Origin of the sequence: Chitinivorax tropicus (genome assembly GCF_014202905.1) — a bacterium.
Classification (GTDB): Bacteria; Pseudomonadota; Gammaproteobacteria; order Burkholderiales; family SCOH01; genus Chitinivorax; species Chitinivorax tropicus.
The window spans coordinates 1-17,904 of the sequence record NZ_JACHHY010000036.1 but is presented as its reverse complement, the minus strand read 5'-3'; the positions used below and the strand labels follow the sequence as shown (position 1 = coordinate 17,904).

Sequence of the window (17,904 nt, the reverse complement as noted above, 5' to 3'; positions counted from 1 at the left end):
TGCAACCGGCAAGCCCGCTTCGGCTTCCCGCAGGAAGCCAATGATTTGTTCTTCACTGAAACGTTTCTTCATGTCCAATCTCCTGTCGCTTGGGAGTGGACTCTAAAGTCAGGCGCTACTCAATTCCGGGGGGACGTCGACTCTCAATAACACCGGCTGAGAGCAACACACTTCATTGGATGTGCCGTTTTCTGGGTGTCTTCATATCTGATCCAGTCCGTCGGGCAAGCAGGCTCGTGCTGGGTGGTTTCGAGCTTAGCTGATTTTGCCACTTCACGAGCGGATCTGCCTGTCATCTACATGTACATCAATGCGCAAGCCAAATGACGCTTTGTTGCATAAATCCGCTTTAGGGGGATACCCCTTGGGGCTGATTTACACAACAAAGCTGCATGACGTCGATAAGCTTTATTCCGGGCGCATCTGTGGGAACAGGATGACGTCACGGATGGAGGGGGCATCGGTGAGTAACATGACCAAGCGGTCGATGCCAATGCCGCAGCCACCTGCGGGGGGCATGCCGTGTTCCAGCGCGCGGATGTAGTCGGCATCGTAGTGCATGGCTTCGTCGTCGCCTGCGTCTTTTTGGCGGACTTGCTCCAGGAAGCGCTCGGCTTGGTCTTCCGGGTCATTCAGCTCTGAGAAGCCATTGGCCAGCTCGCGGCCTAGTACGAACAGCTCGAAACGCTCGGTAATGCCCTTGTGTTGGTCGGATTCGCGAGCGAGCGGTGAGATTTCGATGGGGTAGTCAATGATGTAGGTCGGGTCCCACAGCTTTTCTTCGGTGGTTTCTTCAAACAGCGAGAATTGCAGGCCGGAGATGCCGTCGGTCATCACTAGTTTGCCGCCCAGGCGTTCGATTTCAGCCTTGAGCCAAGCGCGATCGTTCAGTTGGGTCTCGGTGTAGTGCGGGTTGTATTTCAGGATGGCCTGGGTGACGGTGAGGCGCTCGAAAGGCTTGGACAGATCGACCACTTTGCCCTGGCATTCGACGACGGCGTGGCCGTGGACAGCGCGTGCGCATTCGCGGATGACGGTTTCGGTCAGCTCCATCATGCGTTTGTAATCCGCATAGGCTTCGTAGAATTCCATCATCGTGAATTCGGGGTTGTGACGGGTGCTCATCCCCTCGTTGCGGAAGTTGCGGTTGATCTCGAACACGCGTTCCATGCCGCCCACCACCAGTCGCTTCAGGTAGAGTTCGGGTGCGATGCGCAGGTAGAGCTGCATGTCCAGTGCATTGTGATGGGTGATGAAGGGTTTGGCTGCCGCGCCGCCGGGGATGGGGTGCATCATCGGGGTTTCGACTTCCAGATAGCCTTCGTTCACCATGACTTCGCGTACGCGCTGGATGATCTTGGAGCGCTTGATGAAGGTGTCGCGGCTTTGTTCGTTGGTGATCAGGTCGAGGTAGCGCTGGCGGTACTTTTGCTCCTGATCGCTCATGCCGTGGAATTTCTCGGGCAGCGGGCGCAGGGCTTTGGCCAGCAGGCGGATCTCGGTGACCAGGACAGTCAGCTCGCCGGTGCGGGTCTTCATCAGGGTGCCGCGCGCAGCCACGATGTCACCCAGGTCCCAGTGCTTGAACGCGCTGTGGGCGGCCTCGCTGGCGGAATCGTTGGCTACATATAGTTGGATACGACCCGAGCCATCTTGCAGGGTAGCAAAGCTGGCTTTGCCCATCACCCGTTTCAACATCATGCGGCCAGCGACCGAGACTTCGATCTTGTCGGCTTCCAACGCTTCTTTTTCGATGCCATGGTATTTGGCATGCAGATCTGCGGCGAAATGCTCGCGTTTGAAGTCGTTCGGGAATGCAACGCCTTGCTTGCGGATTTCCGTCAGCTTGGCGCGGCGCTCGGCAATGAGTTGATTGTCGTCTTGATGCGATGCACCTGCTTCAATGTTCTCGTTCATAGTTTTACCTTGTTGCGGCCCGATTCAGTCGGGCAAATGGGTGAACGGTCAGCGGGCCATGGGCCTTGAACGTCCTTCGTTCAGATCACGTTCTGCTTTGGTATTCATATTGTTGACGAATGATGTCGTCAGGTTCATATCGAGCCGGTGCCAGGCTGGGGCGCTTTTGTATCATTGTAACAAGGCGCCCCGGCGGTGTTGGGTGTCGGTTGCCAGTGAGGGCTGTGATCGACTTCTTCTGCCAACTTGTGTTGCGGCGTCGGGTCGGGCCGGCTGAGTGGCGCCGACGCTTGCGTTACACGCCCTGTTTCAGGCTGGCTTCGATGAAGATGTCGAGATCCCCATCCATGACACCTTTGACGTTGCCCACCTCGACATTGGTCCGCAGGTCTTTGACGCGGGATTGGTCAAAGACGTAAGAGCGGATCTGGTGGCCCCAGCCAATGTCGGATTTGCTGTCTTCCAATGCCTGCTTGGCTTCGTTGCGTTTACGCAACTCCAGCTCATACAGCTTGGCACGCAGCATGCTCATGGCTTCATCGCGGTTGCGGTGCTGCGAACGGTCGTTCTGGCACTGGACGACGATGCCGGTCGGCATGTGGGTGATCCGTACTGCAGAGTCGGTCTTGTTGATGTGCTGACCGCCGGCACCCGAAGCGCGGAAGGTGTCGGTACGCAAGTCGGCTGGGTTGATTTCGATCTCGAAGCTGTCATCGACCTCAGGGTAGACGAATACGCTGGAGAACGAGGTGTGCCGACGGGCATTGGAGTCGAATGGGGAAACCCGCACCAGCCGATGTACGCCGACCTCGGTCCGCAAAAGGCCATAGGCATATTCGCCGGAGATCTTCAGTGTGGCGCTGGAGATGCCAGCGACTTCGCCTTCGGATTCTTCCAGCACTTCCACCTTGAAGCCTTTACGCTCGCAGTAACGCAGATACATGCGCTCCAGCATGCCTGCCCAGTCCTGGGCCTCGGTGCCACCTGCGCCGGCCTTGATGTCGATGAAGCAGTTGTTGGGGTCCATCGGGTCGTTGAACATCCGACGGAATTCCAGATCCGCGACACGCTTTTCGATATCAGTGGCATCGGCCTCGACCGCAGCCACGGTGTCCCAGTCTTCTTCCGACCTGCCCATTTCGAACAGCTCCAGGCTATCGGCAATGGCAGCGGCAACGCTGTCGATGGTATCAACGACGCCTTCCAGCAGCTTGCGTTCCTTGCCCAGCTCCTGTGCTTTTTTGGGGTCGTTCCAGATGCTGGGGTCTTCGGTCAGGCGGGTGACTTCTTCGAGGCGATCTTTTTTCTGATCGTAGTCAAAGATACCTCCGCAGCTCATCGTTGCGAGCGGCGAGGTCTTGCAGCGAGTTGACGATCTGATTGAGGCGTTCTGCTTCCATGTCCGGCAATCCTTATACAGGCGGGTTGCGCCAGTTTATTCACTGAAAACCGGAAATTGTACCAGAATCGATGTACTTGGTTGTCGATGAATCCTCAGGATGTGGGTGGTTTGTCGATTGGACAGACAACCGGCAAGAAGGTGCCGCGCCGGGGGGAGTAGGCCAGTAGCGCTCCTTGTTCGATATCGAAGTACCAACCATGCAGGCTGAGTTGGCCGGATTCGACTTTGGCCTTGACCCAGGGAAACGTCAGCAGGTTTTCCAGCGATACCAGGATGGACGCCAACTCGGCGGCTTTTTGGCGGGCTTCGGGGCTGGTCAGATGTGGGTCTTTGAGAACATGTTCCCGAGCGGGTTTGGCAATGTTGACCCATCTGGTCAGAAACCCTTGTGGTGTGAGGTGGCCCCCACCTTGCATCAATGCACGGATGCCGCCGCAGTAGGCATGGCCCAGTACGATGATGCGCGAGACATTCAGCCCGCATACGGCAAACTCGATGGCTGCGGAGACACCTTGATTGGTGGTGCCGTGTTCGAGTGGTGGAACGAGCGCCGCCACATTGCGGATGGTAAAAATATCGCCTGGATCGCAGCCCATCAACAAGGCCGGGTCAGCGCGCGAATCGCAGCAGCCGATCAGTAGTGTGGCTGGGTGTTGCCCCTGCCTGAGATCATCGAACAAGGCTGGCTGATCGACGAAGTATTTCTGCTGAAATTGCCGGAAGCCATTCAGAAAGCGTTCGATGTCTTGCATGGTGCACTCCATGTTGCGGTGAGTGATGTGGTGACTGCTGCTTCGGGGCTTGCGTGGACTGCCAAGTGGTGCGTTGCGACAACAACGGTTACCACAAAGCTGAGTGGTACGGGCCATGAAACCATGTCAATGGTACCCAGCCTACCAAGATATGTGAGATGGCGGAATTAATCGCTTGGTGGGGCGGGAGTAGTCCGTTAGACCTAGGTTCTGCTGACATGGTTTCAGCGCCCCGCGTCCCGCTGGGGTTGCGGGCCGCTTTGGGTGGATCATGTCGCCCCGATCGAAACCAGGGCGAGGGGAGAGGTTATTTGCCGCCCAATGAGATGAACTCGCCACTTGGGGGGTGATAGCCCAGCAGGTCGCCTTGCTCGATGTCGAAATACCAGCCATGCAGGTTCAGCTGGCCTTGTTCGACTCGCTCGCGAATCCAGGGAAAGGTCAGCAGGTTGTTCAGTGAGACCAGAATCGACGCCATTTCGCAGGCGCGGATCTGTTCCTCGATCGGTTTGTCAGCGAACTCTTCCCAGACGCGCTGCCGGGCGGGCTCGGCAATGCCGATCCAACGTGCCAGATAGCCTGCAGATGCGGTACCCATGTCGTCTTTCATCAGTGAGGCGATACCGCCACAGTGGGCGTGGCCCAATACGATGATCCGCTCGACATTCAGCACCGATACGCCGAATTCCAGCGCAGCTGAAACACCCTGGTTGGTCGGGCCGACTTCACGGGGGGGCACCAAGTTGGCGACGTTGCGGATGACGAACATGTCGCCTGGGGCGCAATCGGTGATCAATGCCGGATCGACGCGTGCGTCGCAGCAGCCGATGACCAGCGTGGAGGGCTTTTGGCCCTCTTGGGTCAGGCGCTCATAGAGGGCTTTGTCATCCGCAAAGTACTTTTGCTTGAAGCGGTGGAACCCTTGAAGAAACTTGCTGAGATCGTCCATGGATGGTGTCCGTGATGTCTGTTGTCGCGCATTGTGCGGGAGTTCGCTGGCCATGAAAACCGGGGTTTTCCTGGCTGATCGGATGATGGTCAGCGTACTATTGTGTCGATCGAGCCTGGCTGCCGCTGATATGGATGCGCGCCTGATTTGGTTTGACGGCAGATTGTGCCATGGACGGGCGGGTGTTGTTGAGCGGATTTCAACTCTTGATGTCTGTGGCAGAGGGGGCGGTGCGGTTCACCTGCCGATTGATGGCGTGGGCTGGGCGCGTGGCATCAGCAAATCGGGTGGCCTTGTGCCACCCGTCAGTCGGTTGAAAAAGCCTGTGTGGATCAGGCTGACCAGAGGCGATTCAGCTGAGGGACCGGTCATTTCCCATCATCAGTTCGGAACTGTCTTGCGGAACATGGGCCGTGTGCCATCTTCCCAGAGTGCTGGCGATTCGCTGTGTGGTGGTTGACGGACCATGTGAACACCGCGTGCCCATGCCAAGGGTGTGCGGGTCTGGTGGTCAGTCTGGATGCGATGGATTTCATGTCGTGGCTGGCCGATGAAAGCCTGACAACGGTAGATAGGTGTTGTTTTGGGTGATCGGCCAGCCTGGTTTGGCTGGGTCCTGTCGGAAGCAGTGTCCGAAGTCTTGCAGGAAACGCTGAAAGATCGGGCCGTGGATATGACGACTGAAGGCCTGGGCGTCTGCGTACATTTCCATGAAAGTCACATACTGCTGCTTGTCCAGCGGGATGGGTGGTGGAGGCGGCTCGATCGGTGCTCCGTCGGCGCCAAGTGGCGCTGGGGCCTGTAGATTGACCTGATACAGCAAGGTTTCCGGCTCATCCTGTCTGATCCGCTCAGGCAGGCCATCCAACTCAGCTTTCAACGCAGGCGGACAGCCCGCCAGCAACTCCCAGCGAGAGGTCAGCAGGATCATGGTGTGTCTCCCGTCTGCCCTGGGGTGGGCGACACCCATTCAAACGAGGGCGCACCATGGCGTCCGCTGGGGTCATTGGCGATGGGGGTGGCCACCATCTGCAAGGCGATGGCGGTCATGTCGTGCATGCTGTTGAGAATGGCGGTATACATGGCGCCTGTCGCGCCATTGAGCGCTTCAGCGATCTGGTACAGCATCAAGGAATACAGGCTGTTGAATGTGTTGTTGAGCCTTGCCATGGCGGGGTCGCCGGCATAGTCGGTTGCCTTGGCATTGACCTTGATCGGGTAGGCCTCGTTGTAATCGACTTCGAATGGCTCTCCGGTGGGGGGCTGCCGTGGATTGTCCCCTCGTTGGTAATGTCGGCCAAACTGGATCTCGCGGAAGCGGAAGAAATGGGCGATCGATTCCGGCTGACCGAAATAGTGGTGATCGTCGTCATACATCGAGTGTCGGGCTCCCTCGCCCTGGGTGACAATGATCTCGATGGCTTCCTTGGCGGAGGCGAGGTCGGTGATGATGACAGGCCGCCCCCCGCCAGCCCAGTAGAAATTCCAGTTCAGCTGGTGTGCCGGGTTGCCCGTGAAGACGGCGGCCTGGCCATGTGCCGTGCACAGTGCAGTCAGGCTTTGCAGAATGGCGTCGTAGAATGCGCCGATGGTATAGCCTGGGACATCCAGCTCCGGCACGGCCATGGGCAGCATCCGTCGCTCGCGCCAACCATCAGGTAGCTCGATTTCGGTGAAAATAGCGATGTTCTTCTCGCTGAATGGCCCGAGATCAACTTCGAATTCGCGATCTTTGAACCCCTTGCCGTCAAATTTCAGCAGCAGCGGGAAGGCGGGGAGGGTGTCGGCGTCGAACTGTACCCTCCCGCCGATGGCTGAGAGCAGATTACCCGCCAGCGACAGGTGCAGCATCTCCTCCATCATCACGCTACGGATGATATTGGCGGCTACCCGATTCCGGCCTGGTTTGATGCTGATCAGTGAAGTCATATAGACCGGAATGGTGGACAGCTCGATGGCCAAGGCAACCTGTAGCCTACGGTACAGCTCATGCTTTTCCTGTTCCAGGGTATTCATCATGTGTGCCTTTTGATCACGGTTGTGCCGGCCCGGCCAGATGGTCACCCAGACGCAAAGCCAGTGCGGTGAGGGTCAGGGTGGGGTTGATCGCGCCGGTGTTGGGGAATGCCGCATTGGAGCAGATATAGACGTTGTCCACCCCGAATAGCTTGAGATGTCGATCGATGACGCCAGCTTGTGCACTTTCTGCCATGCGACAGGTACAGGCAGCATGATCGGCGCGCCACGAGATCGAAGGGGGGCCTGCGGGGCGGGCACCCATGGCCTCGAACAGCCTGCCGACATGGGTGCCGATCTCCGCCATGCGGCTATTGAAATCAGCCGATTGTGAGTAATCGATCACGGTCTGCAGCAGGCCGATCCGATTACGGATGTCGAGATTGATCACTCGGTTGTGAAATTCGCTGGGGATTTCCACCATGCCATGGATCTGCACCTGCGCGGGCCCACTGACTGCTTCCTCGATGGCTTGTCGGGACATGCCGTTTTGCATCATCTGGGCAATGCTGAGCGGCTTGCCATTGACCAGCGAGGTGGGCGAGGTGGGTGGGTTGATCAGGATGAATTTGCCTTTGGCTTGCTCCTGCGGGCTGTCGAAATAGCGGCTGCACAGCGTTGGAAAATCCATCTCAGGTTGCAAGCGGGCCGGGTTTTGGGCAAGGGTGCCGGAGAACACAAAATAGGGGTGCGTCACGAAATATCGGCCTACCAGATCGTGATCGTTGCCCAGCCCGTTGGGCCATTCAGCCGAGCGCGAACGCAGTAGCAGTTTGGGGGATTCGATGGCTCCGCCGGCGACGATCACGGTTTCGGCCTCGATGGTCAGGTATTGCCCGCTCCGCTTGTCTTGGCAGACCACGCCTTTGGCACGCTGGCGCGAGGTCATGACGATTTCTTCGACCACGCAGTTGTCCTGAATGCGAAAGTGCGGGAAATTGCCCCAATCGACCATGTCATTGAGAAAATTGGGGGCAGCGTAACGGGCACCGAAAGGACAGTACTTGCAGGTGCCGGTGGTCTTACAGGGCGCGTGGCGCGAGGTGGTGTTGGTGATGCCATGCCGGGCGATCGGCACATTGGCGGGTTGCATGCCTAGTGTGGTCATTGCCTGATGAACCGGCTGATCCTCCAGCGAGAAAGGGAACGCCGGAAAGGGATAGGGCTCCTGCCGGGGTGGGTCTTGATTGTTGGAGTCACCCGATACGCCGATATAGCACTCGGCTTGTTGGTAATAGGGTGCCAAGGTGTGGTAATCAAATGGCCAGTCCGCACCTTGACCGGTGCGGGTCTTGAGCTGGAAGTCCTCTGGCTTGAGGCGGAATGTCCACCCGCCCCAGTGGATGGTCGAGCCGCCATAGGTCATGACCCGAGCACCCGCCAGCGGCACCACGGTCGCACCGATATTCAGGTTCTCACCGGGGGTGTCGCGCTCTGGGTAGGGTTGATCGTTGTACTTGGCGTAAGGCAGCTTGGCATAGCTGCCGCCTGATACCATGAAATCGGCCCATAAGGCTTGATCCTGCATCTTGACCTGGGTGCCAGCCTCCAGGATCAGGATGTCGCGGCTGGGGTCTGCCTGTAGCAGGCGATGGGCCAGGGCGGCGGCGGCCACGCCTGAGCCGATGATCAATACGTCGGTTTTCATTTGGTCTTCTCCTCGGCGGTGCGATAGGGGGCGGGCTGACCCGGCACCCATGCCCCGGCGATGAAGCTGGGGTAGTTGATGGCACCGGAGAAGGCCTTGAACCCACCTTGCGATACCTGGAAGGCGATGAATTCATTGGATACCTTTTGCCGCACCATGGCCAGGGGCGTGGTCGGTGGCGCCTGGTTGGCGGCCTGGTCGGTGAACAGCAGTTGGTAGGCCGCCTGCTGTCCCAGGGCGTTGATCAGCTCATCCAGGGTGTGCTGGGCACTGGTGTAGATGTCTTTGTATTCCGGGTGCAGGCGGATGCGGTTGTCCATAAAGGCAAACAGACGCGACTGATATTGTTCGGGGTTGTCCAGATTGCCCCAGAACAGGCAGATCTGTTCGAACAACTGGTACATCGCCTGGTAGACCCCAGCGGTCAATGGTTGGCCGTGTAGATTGGCCGGGTGATTGAGGGTTTGTTGATACATGGCAGGGTGTCTCCATGAGCAATGCAGGGCCAGCCTGTGGGCTGGCCGACAGCGGTGGATTGGCAATCACTGGTCGTCGAAATACGACATGCCGGCGGGTGTTTCGTGGCGGGTGAATATCCGCTGATAGTCCGGGTCGAATACCTTCAGCATGCGATAAGTGCCCGAGGTGACCCACTGGTGCGGGTCGCTGATGTTGTCGGCCCCCTGGTGGATGGCGGCGGTATTCTTGGCGATGGTCTGCGACTGGATCAGGATCTGCCCCCAGGCCAGCCATCGGCCTTCACCGTCCCGATTCTGCAGGTATTGATAGAGGTACACGCGCACTGGGTCCAATTGATAAATGCGCGCATTGGCCTTGTCATAGAATGTGAAAATCCGCTCACCGACGTCAGCCAGCGTCACGGGCTTGGTCTGATGTCGGTTGATATCGAACACTTCTACCGGAAAGCCTTGGTCGATGCTGATCACCAAGCTGTCGTTGAACTCCACGAAACTGCCCATCTGCCTGTCCTCCTGTGGGTGACGGAATCTGCCGTTCTGCTCTTATCCGCTATGGGTTGTCAGCGACGGTACCCGCGTGTCTGTTGCCAGGCGCGTGTACGGCCCCGGATGTAATCGTCGTAATCGTCTGCGGTGGCCAGCTCTCCCCGATCACGGTGGTATTCGTGGGCGCGCGGTACGGGCAGGCGGGAGACCAGATCAGCATGCACCTGCTGCAGGTGGGAGGGCTTGTCTGGGTTGGGGTGGCTGCCGTTGGATGAGGGGGGTGTCACGTCGGCCAAAGGGTTGTCGGTGCGGGGCTGTGGCGCATTCAGTACGTCCCAGAAATCCGGCGCGGCAGCATCGCGTGCAGTCAGGTTTCCCAAGCCCCAGCGCAGTTCGATGCTTTTCAAGACCGAGGTGTGATCGAGCGGTGTTGTGCTTTTGGTGCGATAGACGGTGTTGGGCTTGATCAGTGGGGAGATCAGCACCGTCGGTACTCGTAAGCCGAACCGACTGAAATCGAACCCGAATTCACCGACACTGCCATCCGGTGGTGTGGCGTTCCAGGGCGGTGCCACATGATCGTAACAACCGCCGTGCTCGTCATAGGTGATGATCAGTAGTGTCTTGTTCCACTGCGGGCTGGCGCGCAGGGTGGTGTAGACATCGTGGATCAACTGCTCGCCCAGCGCGACATCGCCAACCGGGTGCTGACTGTTGCCGGTTTCCCCCCAGCTGGGCTCCAGAAACACGAATGCGGGCAGGTTGCCGTTTTGCGCGGCCTGCTGGAAGTCGCTGAATTCACCGAAACAGCTGTCCGGTGCATCGCTGGTGTCAGGGAAGTTGTGACGGGTCAAGGGTGGAGAATCATAGCCATAAATGACCCATGGCACCTGGGCCTGGGTCAGCAGGCCGAAGATGCTGGGGCAGGTGAACGTCTTGGTGTGGTCATCCAGATGCCCTTGGGACGTGGCCGCCAATGCAAATGCCCGGTTGGGCAGGGTTTCGGTGGGGGCGGAGCAATACCAGTGATCACAGACCGCATACCCACGTGCTAGCGCGGACAGCACTGGTAGCATCTGCGGGGTGAACACCCCCATGATGTCATTGGCGGTCGTGCCCTCTTTGATGGTCCAGGAGGGCTTTTGCGATTCCCAACCCAGGGTGTAGGCGAAGTCGGTCACGAACCCGGTGTTGGATTGCCCTGGGGGGGGCGGCTCACTGGGGGCATTGATGCTGCCGAACAACTGGGCATTGGTCGCCTTGTAGCCTTCGCCAGGGTCGGCCCCCGGCATGAAGTAGGCGTTGGGGGTATCTGGTGTGATGCGGAACACCGGCACAGATGCGCCATTTTTGTCCGGATTGGTTTCACTGCCACTCAAGCCCTCAAAAGCCTGCCCACCCAGGGCTGGATCACCTGGTTTATACAAGAAACCCAGCATGTGATCGAAAGAGCGATTCTCCAGCATCAATACCACTACATGTTCAATATCATTCATGCCAGCCATACTGATCTCCACATGTTTCGTGATTGGAATGAGCCAGGACGATGTCAGGTGTGGTGTGTATCGTCCGCCCGCCACATATACTGCGCATACGATGGGTGCCATATGACGATGGCCCAGGCGGAAGCATCCCGCTGGAGCCGTTCATCCGGCGCTTGAGCTTCAGTGGGCGATATGCCCATGATCAGTCACCGGCTCGTCACTCGATCAGGCCCATGGCATGGGGCAGGCGGTGGCGGTGTGGCTCGGCAGAGGGTTGACCGTGTCTCGGCGTGCCGATGACTGATTGCCACAGTCATTACACGGCAAGAGCGCGACGAGGATTGGCGAACGATGCCAAGTGAAACCATGCCGCAGCAGGAAACAGCGCCTGTTTACCACATCCAGCGACGTGTTGACGAAAGCGCACGGCGTTTTCAGCGCTTGCATTGATTCGCAAGCTGATTAGCAGGGTATAGAACGGATTTGGCGGCCATGCAAGGCATGGATGCCACACTTCATGTGATCGATGATGTGATGGAAATCCGTTGGCTGGTATGCATTGGGCGAGCTGTCCGAGCCGGCTGGTCTGGGGTGATCCCAGTGCGCTGAAGTGATTCCTCGTGCGCGGTGGGCGGCCCGCCGGATGGGCAATGGCGCGGGCCTCATTCAGCGGAAGTCCCGGCTGGAAGTGGGTAGGCCATCCAGCCAGTCTGTCAGATCAACCAGCCGTTTGGCCAGCAGGTGGACCACGGCCCCTTCCCGTTGAATGATGCCGTAAACGCCCAACAGCCTCGCGGCGAGCAGGGCTTTGCGCTGGGTCTGGGCGAGTTCGTTCCAGACGATGATGTTGGTGTTGCCGGTTTCGTCCTCCAGCGTGACGAAGACCACGCCACTGGCTGTGCCAGGGCGTTGCCTTGAAATCACCAACCCAGCACAACGTGCCAGTCTGCCATTTGGCATTTGGCTGATGGCGGTTGCACTGAGCAAGCGTTGCTGGGTGAGCCGGGGACGTAACAGGGACAAGGGGTGTGGGCCGAGTGTCAGCCCCAGGCTGGCGTAATCAGCCTGGATGGCATCGGCAACAGACAGGGCTGGTAGGCCAGGCGTGGCTTCGGGGCTGATGGTGCCGATGGCCAGGTCGTGGCGGGTATCCTGCCCCAATACGGCCCACCAGGCTTCGCGCCGGTTGTCGGTGAATGCAGAAAAGGCGTTGGCATTGGCCAGTGCGCCCATGTCCTGACGTGTCAAGGCAGCCAGCTGGCGGGCTGATTCGATATCTGGGTAGCCTGATGCGGGCCGTGCTGTGCTCAACCGGCGTCCGGTCGATTCGCTCAAGCCGTGCACCATGCTGAAACCCAGTCGCACAGAGTGCTGACCGTCACCCATGTCTTCCAGGCTGCAATCCCATTCGCTGTGCTGGAGATCGACCGGCAGAACGGTCACTTGGTGGCGGCGCGCATCCTGGATCAGCTGGGACGGTGAGTAAAAGCCCATCGGCTGGCTGTTGAGCAAGGCGCAGCAGAATGCAGCGGGTGCATGGCATTTCAGCCAGGCGGAGCTGTAGACGAGCAAGGCAAAGCTGACAGCATGGCTTTCCGGAAAGCCATATTCCGAAAAGCCCTCGATCTGGCGGAAGATCTGCTCGGCAAAGGTCTCGCTGTACCCGCGCGCCAGCATGCCGGTGCGTAGCCGGTCACGGAATTGTTCAAGTTTGCCGGTGCGGCGCCATGCGGCCATCGAGCGGCGCAAATGATCTGCTTCGCCAGGGGTGAACCCGGCGGCCACCACGGCAATCTGCATCACCTGCTCTTGAAAGATGGGGATGCCCAACGTGCGTTTCAGGATGCTTTCCAGATCCTTGCTCGGGTAGGTGACGGTGTGCGGGCTTTGTCTGGCCTTGAGATAAGGGTGCACCATGCCGCCTTGGATCGGGCCGGGTCTGACCAAGGCCACCTCGATCACCAGATCATAGAAATGTCGGGGCTTGAGGCGGGGCAGCATGCTCATCTGGGCGCGTGATTCGATCTGGAACACGCCGATGGTGTCGGCTCGTTGCAGCATGGCGTACACAGCAGGGTCTTCTGGCGGGATGTCGGCCAGTGTAAAGGGCTGGCCGCGAATACGTGATACCGAATCGAGCGCCCTGCGGATGGCGCTGAGCATGCCCAAGGCAAGGATATCGACTTTGAGCATGCCCATGGCGTCCAGGTCATCTTTATCCCACTGGATGACGGTACGATCGGCCATGGCAGCATTTTCGATGGGCACCAGCTGTGACAGGCTGCTGCGTGATATGACGAAACCGCCGACATGTTGCGACAGGTGTCGGGGGAAACCGATCAATTCGCGTGTCAGCTTCAGCAAAGACTGCACCTGCTTGGCTGCTGGGTCAAACCCAGCTTCCTGCAGGCGGGCCTGCCAGGCTGATGGCTCATCCCACCAGGCCAGGGAGGCACTCAGTCTGTCCAGCTGAGCTTCCTCATAGCCCAGCGCCCTGCCGACATCGCGAAACGCACTGCGTTTACGATAGGTGATGACGGTTGCGGTCAGCGCAGCGTGTTCACGGCCATAGCGGCGGTAGATGTATTGCATCACCTCCTCGCGGCGTTCGTGCTCGAAATCAACGTCGATATCGGGCGGCTCGTTCCGTTCCCGAGACAGGAAGCGCTCAAACAGCAGCTGGGTCAGCGTCGGGCTGACTTCAGTGATGTGTAAGGCGTAGCAGACCACCGAATTGGCGGCAGAGCCGCGCCCCTGGCAGAGAATGTGTTGGCCGCGTGCCCAGCTGACGATGTCATGCACGGTCAGGAAGTAGTTCTCGTACCCCAGCTCTTCAATCAGGGCCAGCTCCTTTTCGGCCTGCGCCACGACCGATGCATTGGTGCCTGCCGGAAAGCGCTGCTGCAAGCCGCTATTGACCAGTTTGCGTAGATAGGCGATGCCATCCAGCCCTGGTGGCACCATCTCAACCGGATAGGCATAGTGCAGCTCATCCAGCGAGAAATGACAGCGTTCGGCAATGCGGATGGTTTCCGCGAGCAAGGCAGGGGGGTATAGGTCGGCCAAGTGCTGGCGTGGGCGCAGGTGGCGCTCACTGTTGGCCTGCAAGTGCTGGCCACACTGGGCAATCGGCTTGCCTAGGCTAATGGCGGTGAGGGTGTGTTGCAGCATCAAACGGGCGCGGACATGCATCACCACCCCGCCAGTTGCGACCAGTCGCAGGCCGGTCTGCCTGGATAGCTGGCTGAGTTGATGCAGGCGGGCCTGATCGCCCGGATGATAGAGCTGTTCCGCCGCCAGCCAGCAGCGATCAGGAAAGGTGTGCTGCAACCAGGCGGCATCATCCGGCGTGGGTGGGGTGGGTGGCAGCCAGAGTGCCAGCAGGTGTGGGCTGTGCCGGGTGATGTCGTCCCGGGTGAGGTGGTAAGTGCCTTTGGCTGCTTGCCGCCGCCCATGGCTGATCAGGGACGAGAGGTCTGCATAGGCATGGCCGTCCGGTGCCAGCAGGATCAGCCGGGTACCGTCGGCCAATACCAGGCGGGTGCCGATGATCAGCTGCAGCTGATGTGCTTTGGCAGCAACATGGGCGCGAACGATGCCAGCCAGTGAACACTCGTCGGTGATGGCCAGCGCGCGATAGCCCAACTCGACAGCGCGTTTGACCAGCTCCTCCGCATGCGATGCGCCTTGCTGGAAGGTGAAATTGGTGAGGCAATGCAGTTCGGCGTAGTCAGGCAACATGATGATCAGTCGAATACACCATGCAGAAACCAGTTGCCGGTTTCTCGCTCTTGGAAGATCCAGTAGCGCTGGCCGGACGCTCCCTGAGCGATCCAGTAATCGCGTGTCACGCGTTCGTCATCCCACCAGCCTGCTTCGATCCGCTCCGGCAGGCCCTGATGGAACAGGCGTTCGGTATGCCAGAGTTGGTGATGGCGTTGCGTGAGCGGCAAGGGTGGGGCGATGAGCCAGGTGGGACGTTGTGTGGCCTGGGGCATGGGGGCAGCGGTAGGCTTGCCCAGCGCCCATGCCCGCTCGGGTCGATGCTCGTCAACTGAGGTGATCTGCTTGATCGATGCCTGCCCCAGGCGCGCTGCCAAGCGTGCATGCAGCAGCCCACTGCTGGCGGCGTGCTGCTGGGGGGTGAAGATATCGAGATTGCGTCCGGCCAGTGGCTCCAGTTGCGCTGCCATCAAGGTGACTGCTTCGATCGGCGCGGGCAATGAAAAGCTGGCCAGCCGTTCCCGCAGGACAGCAACAAACACCGCCGCTTGCCGCGTCGGCTGGCCATGGCCGACATCCAAGGTGGTTGTGGTGTGATTGCCATGTTCCAGCTGATATCGCACCTGCAGCACGCCACGATTCAAGCCCTGCAGGTAATTGGCCAAGGCAATCGCCAATTGACGACCAATGAACAACAGCGGCTCGGTTTCCTCGATGGGCCATGCCAGCTCAATGCGTTTTTCAAAATAGGCTGGTGGCTGAAAGCAGGGGCGGGGGTCAGGTTGCTTGCCCAGTGCCTGATCGAGCAGAGTGGACAAGGCCGGACCAAAGCGCCTGGCCAGCCCCGCGCGCGGCAGCCGGATCAATGCGCTCAGGCAATCGATACCCAGGCGCCTCAGCTGCTGCCGCTGTGTGAGCGGGATCGGCAGGATATCCACAGCAAGCTGCCCGAGCTGAAGGGCTAGACTCTCCATATCTGTCACCTGTGTGGGTATCCCGGCCAGCGCAAGCCAGGTGGCGGCCAGGGGCGTGATGGCGCAGCCAATCTGCACGGCCATCTCATATGTGGCCAAGCCCTGTTGGACCTGCTCAATCAGGGCATCCAGCCCGTGGAAATAGTCCAGGCTGCCACTGATCTCCAGTAACAGGCTACAGGGCAGGGCAATCGAGACTGCTGGCGTGAACTGCTGCGCCCAGCCCGCGAGATGGGCCAATGTCTGTGCTTCTTGTTCGGCCTGCCGTTTCAGAAAACGGAGTGAACCAAGCAAGGTGCTGGCGGCGCTCCGTTTCATGCCGGGCTGGATGCCGGCTTGTGTGGCCAGCGCGTTGCAGCACACCACCCATTCCTGGGCACCATGGCCTTCGACCACGGCGACAGGCTCAGCAAGCGACGAGGCTTGGCCGGTTGTGTCGAGCGGCAGGGACGGGAAATACAGTGCTAGCCACAACATCGTCTTGACGTTGAAGAAAAATAGGTTGAACTACCGGCGCACCTTGGCGCTTCAGGATCTGGACCTCGGTGCCATCAGGGAGGGGTGATACGCTCAAGCGGAGCTTGAACGGGGTAGGTGTCAGCTGTCGCTCAAGTGGGCGGATCAGGATCAGCACGTTCTGCCCCAGCTCATTCGCCCGCATGAGCCGTTGGCATTGCGGGTCTGACGGTGCGTGCGTCAGCCAGCTGATGATTGCGCCACCGGGCTCCCGGGCAATCTGCTCGGTGGCCCATAAACCTGCTTGGCTGGTGGGTGGGTCAAGCCAGATCAGGTGCGCAAGGTCGACGCCAGCCGCCTGCAAGGCAGGTGCATAAGGAATATAGGGTGGGGCCAACAGGTAAACCTGCTTTGCCTGCTGGGTCAGGGTGGCCAATAACGGCAGCAGCAATGCCATTTCTCCCCCGAAAGGGGATCGCAATACATCAGCCACCATGCCAATTTGCCAACCGCCGCCGGGCAGCACTCGGTCAAGCGTGGCAAACCCGCTGGAAATGACAGGTTTGTGCACGACGGGCGGATGCTGTTCGATATCTCGAGTGGTGCGCAGATGAGCAATGGGGGTAGCCATGGGCGACATTTTAGCTGTAAATGAATACAGTATAAAGTATGTTTCAATGAAAGAGAACTGTCTGTATGGGCAAAAAAGATATGCCGTGGAGGCAGCGGTCGGCTGAGTTTGTATGGCTTGATATCGGTAGTGTGATGCAGTGCGTGGAGGTGCTTTATCTGAGATGTGTATGAGCGCCATGCATGAGCCCGGCCACCCGGTGGGTGTGGCCGGGCAGTTGGATCATTTCATTTCACTTCGACAGCGCCAATATCGCAACGTCCATCTGGTGTACGAGGCAGGCGGCGCTGGTCCTGCAGCAAATTGCAATTCGGCTGGTCATTGTCGATCCGGACGTCTTCTCTGCACAGCGGCGGACCCGCATATGGGCGCCGGCGAAGGGATGCTCCGGATGCAGCTTGCCGATCCGACGCATCAGCGCCAGATCAGCTTCACTGATGGGCTGCGACTGGTAATAGGCGCTGGATCTGGCCATGCCGACCCGCTTTGCCTGCCGGTTGATCGGCAGTCCATGGGGGAGATCAATCATCGCTTTACGCTCGGCATGCCTGCTTGGCTGAGCGCGCTGGACAAAAGATCGTTCTCCAGCGCCAATTGGTCGATCTTGGCGTGGAGGGCTTTCAGATCCACTGCGGGTTCGGAGTGGTCTTTGCTGCCGCAGAAAAGCCCGGTTGTATGTTTGACCAGCTGTTGCTTCCATGCTGTGATCTGTGAGGGATGAATATGGTGCTGCTGAGCCAGCTCAGCAGTGTCCTGTTGCCCTTGATGGGTTGGCTTTCAGTGCGGCAGTGTGTCCATCGGTTTTGTTTCGGCATCGTAGCGTTCTTTCCGCCGGCCATTATGGCCGGTTCTGGCCTCTGCGAATCCACTTAACGGACTGTCCGAATTCCACAGGCCTCCTCTTCTGCCGGCCCCTGGACGACATACTGTCGTTTGGGGATGCACCATCCCCCCATATCGCACTTTCCTCTTCCCGACTTCTCAAGC

The 17,904-nt window shown here is 59.1% G+C and carries 14 protein-coding genes; all 14 read right to left on the bottom strand.

Annotated features, from left to right (window positions below):
- Positions 1-408 precede the first annotated feature (408 nt).
- Entirely contained in the window at positions 409-1,917 is a 1,509-nt protein-coding gene (gene lysS / locus HNQ59_RS18405) for a lysine--tRNA ligase (RefSeq protein WP_184041863.1), read from the bottom strand.
- A gap of 295 nt (positions 1,918-2,212) precedes the next feature.
- Positions 2,213-3,317 (bottom strand): peptide chain release factor 2 gene (prfB, locus tag HNQ59_RS18400; protein WP_184041862.1). Its coding sequence is split into 2 segments (ribosomal slippage): positions 2,213-3,235 and positions 3,237-3,317, totalling 1,104 coding nucleotides; the frame shifts between segments, so codons are not numbered across the junction.
- Between the two features lie 94 nt (positions 3,318-3,411).
- Positions 3,412-4,071, bottom strand: a complete 660-nt coding sequence (locus tag HNQ59_RS18395; protein ID WP_184041861.1) for a carbonic anhydrase — start codon at positions 4,069-4,071, stop codon at positions 3,412-3,414.
- A 307-nt stretch (positions 4,072-4,378) separates the two neighbouring features.
- Complete coding sequence (locus HNQ59_RS18390) at positions 4,379-5,020, bottom strand: carbonic anhydrase (protein WP_184041860.1); 642 nt, start codon at positions 5,018-5,020, stop codon at positions 4,379-4,381.
- A 532-nt stretch (positions 5,021-5,552) separates the two neighbouring features.
- Positions 5,553-5,951: a hypothetical protein gene (locus tag HNQ59_RS18385; RefSeq protein ID WP_184041859.1), complete on the bottom strand. Its 399-nt coding sequence runs from the start codon at positions 5,949-5,951 to the stop codon at positions 5,553-5,555.
- Entirely contained in the window at positions 5,948-7,039 is a 1,092-nt protein-coding gene (locus HNQ59_RS18380; protein WP_246491085.1) for a ferritin-like domain-containing protein, read from the bottom strand. The genes HNQ59_RS18385 and HNQ59_RS18380 overlap by 4 nt, the downstream gene beginning before the upstream one ends.
- A 13-nt stretch (positions 7,040-7,052) precedes the next feature.
- Positions 7,053-8,684 carry a GMC oxidoreductase gene (locus HNQ59_RS18375; protein ID WP_184041858.1) on the bottom strand — a complete coding sequence of 544 codons (1,632 nt, stop codon included), beginning with the start codon at positions 8,682-8,684 and terminating at the stop codon, positions 7,053-7,055.
- On the bottom strand, positions 8,681-9,160 hold the full coding sequence (locus tag HNQ59_RS18370; RefSeq protein ID WP_184041857.1) for a hypothetical protein: 480 nt from the start codon (positions 9,158-9,160) through the stop codon (positions 8,681-8,683). Before HNQ59_RS18370 ends, HNQ59_RS18375 begins: the two co-directional genes overlap by 4 nt.
- A 66-nt stretch (positions 9,161-9,226) precedes the next feature.
- Positions 9,227-9,664: a hypothetical protein gene (locus HNQ59_RS18365; protein WP_184041856.1), complete on the bottom strand. Its 438-nt coding sequence runs from the start codon at positions 9,662-9,664 to the stop codon at positions 9,227-9,229.
- Between the two features lie 59 nt (positions 9,665-9,723).
- On the bottom strand, positions 9,724-11,154 hold the full coding sequence (locus HNQ59_RS18360; protein ID WP_184041855.1) for an alkaline phosphatase family protein: 1,431 nt from the start codon (positions 11,152-11,154) through the stop codon (positions 9,724-9,726).
- A gap of 645 nt (positions 11,155-11,799) precedes the next feature.
- On the bottom strand, positions 11,800-14,871 hold the full coding sequence (locus HNQ59_RS18355) for an error-prone DNA polymerase (protein ID WP_184041864.1): 3,072 nt from the start codon (positions 14,869-14,871) through the stop codon (positions 11,800-11,802).
- A gap of 8 nt (positions 14,872-14,879) precedes the next feature.
- Positions 14,880-16,307, bottom strand: a complete 1,428-nt coding sequence (locus HNQ59_RS18350; protein WP_184041854.1) for a Y-family DNA polymerase — start codon at positions 16,305-16,307, stop codon at positions 14,880-14,882.
- Positions 16,237-16,917, bottom strand: coding sequence for a DNA lesion error-prone repair protein ImuA (locus HNQ59_RS18345; RefSeq protein ID WP_184041853.1), 681 nt, complete (start codon positions 16,915-16,917; stop codon positions 16,237-16,239). The genes HNQ59_RS18350 and HNQ59_RS18345 overlap by 71 nt, the downstream gene beginning before the upstream one ends.
- Before the next feature lie 232 nt (positions 16,918-17,149).
- Entirely contained in the window at positions 17,150-17,446 is a 297-nt protein-coding gene (locus tag HNQ59_RS18340) for a hypothetical protein (protein WP_184041852.1), read from the bottom strand.
- Positions 17,447-17,904 lie beyond the last annotated feature (458 nt).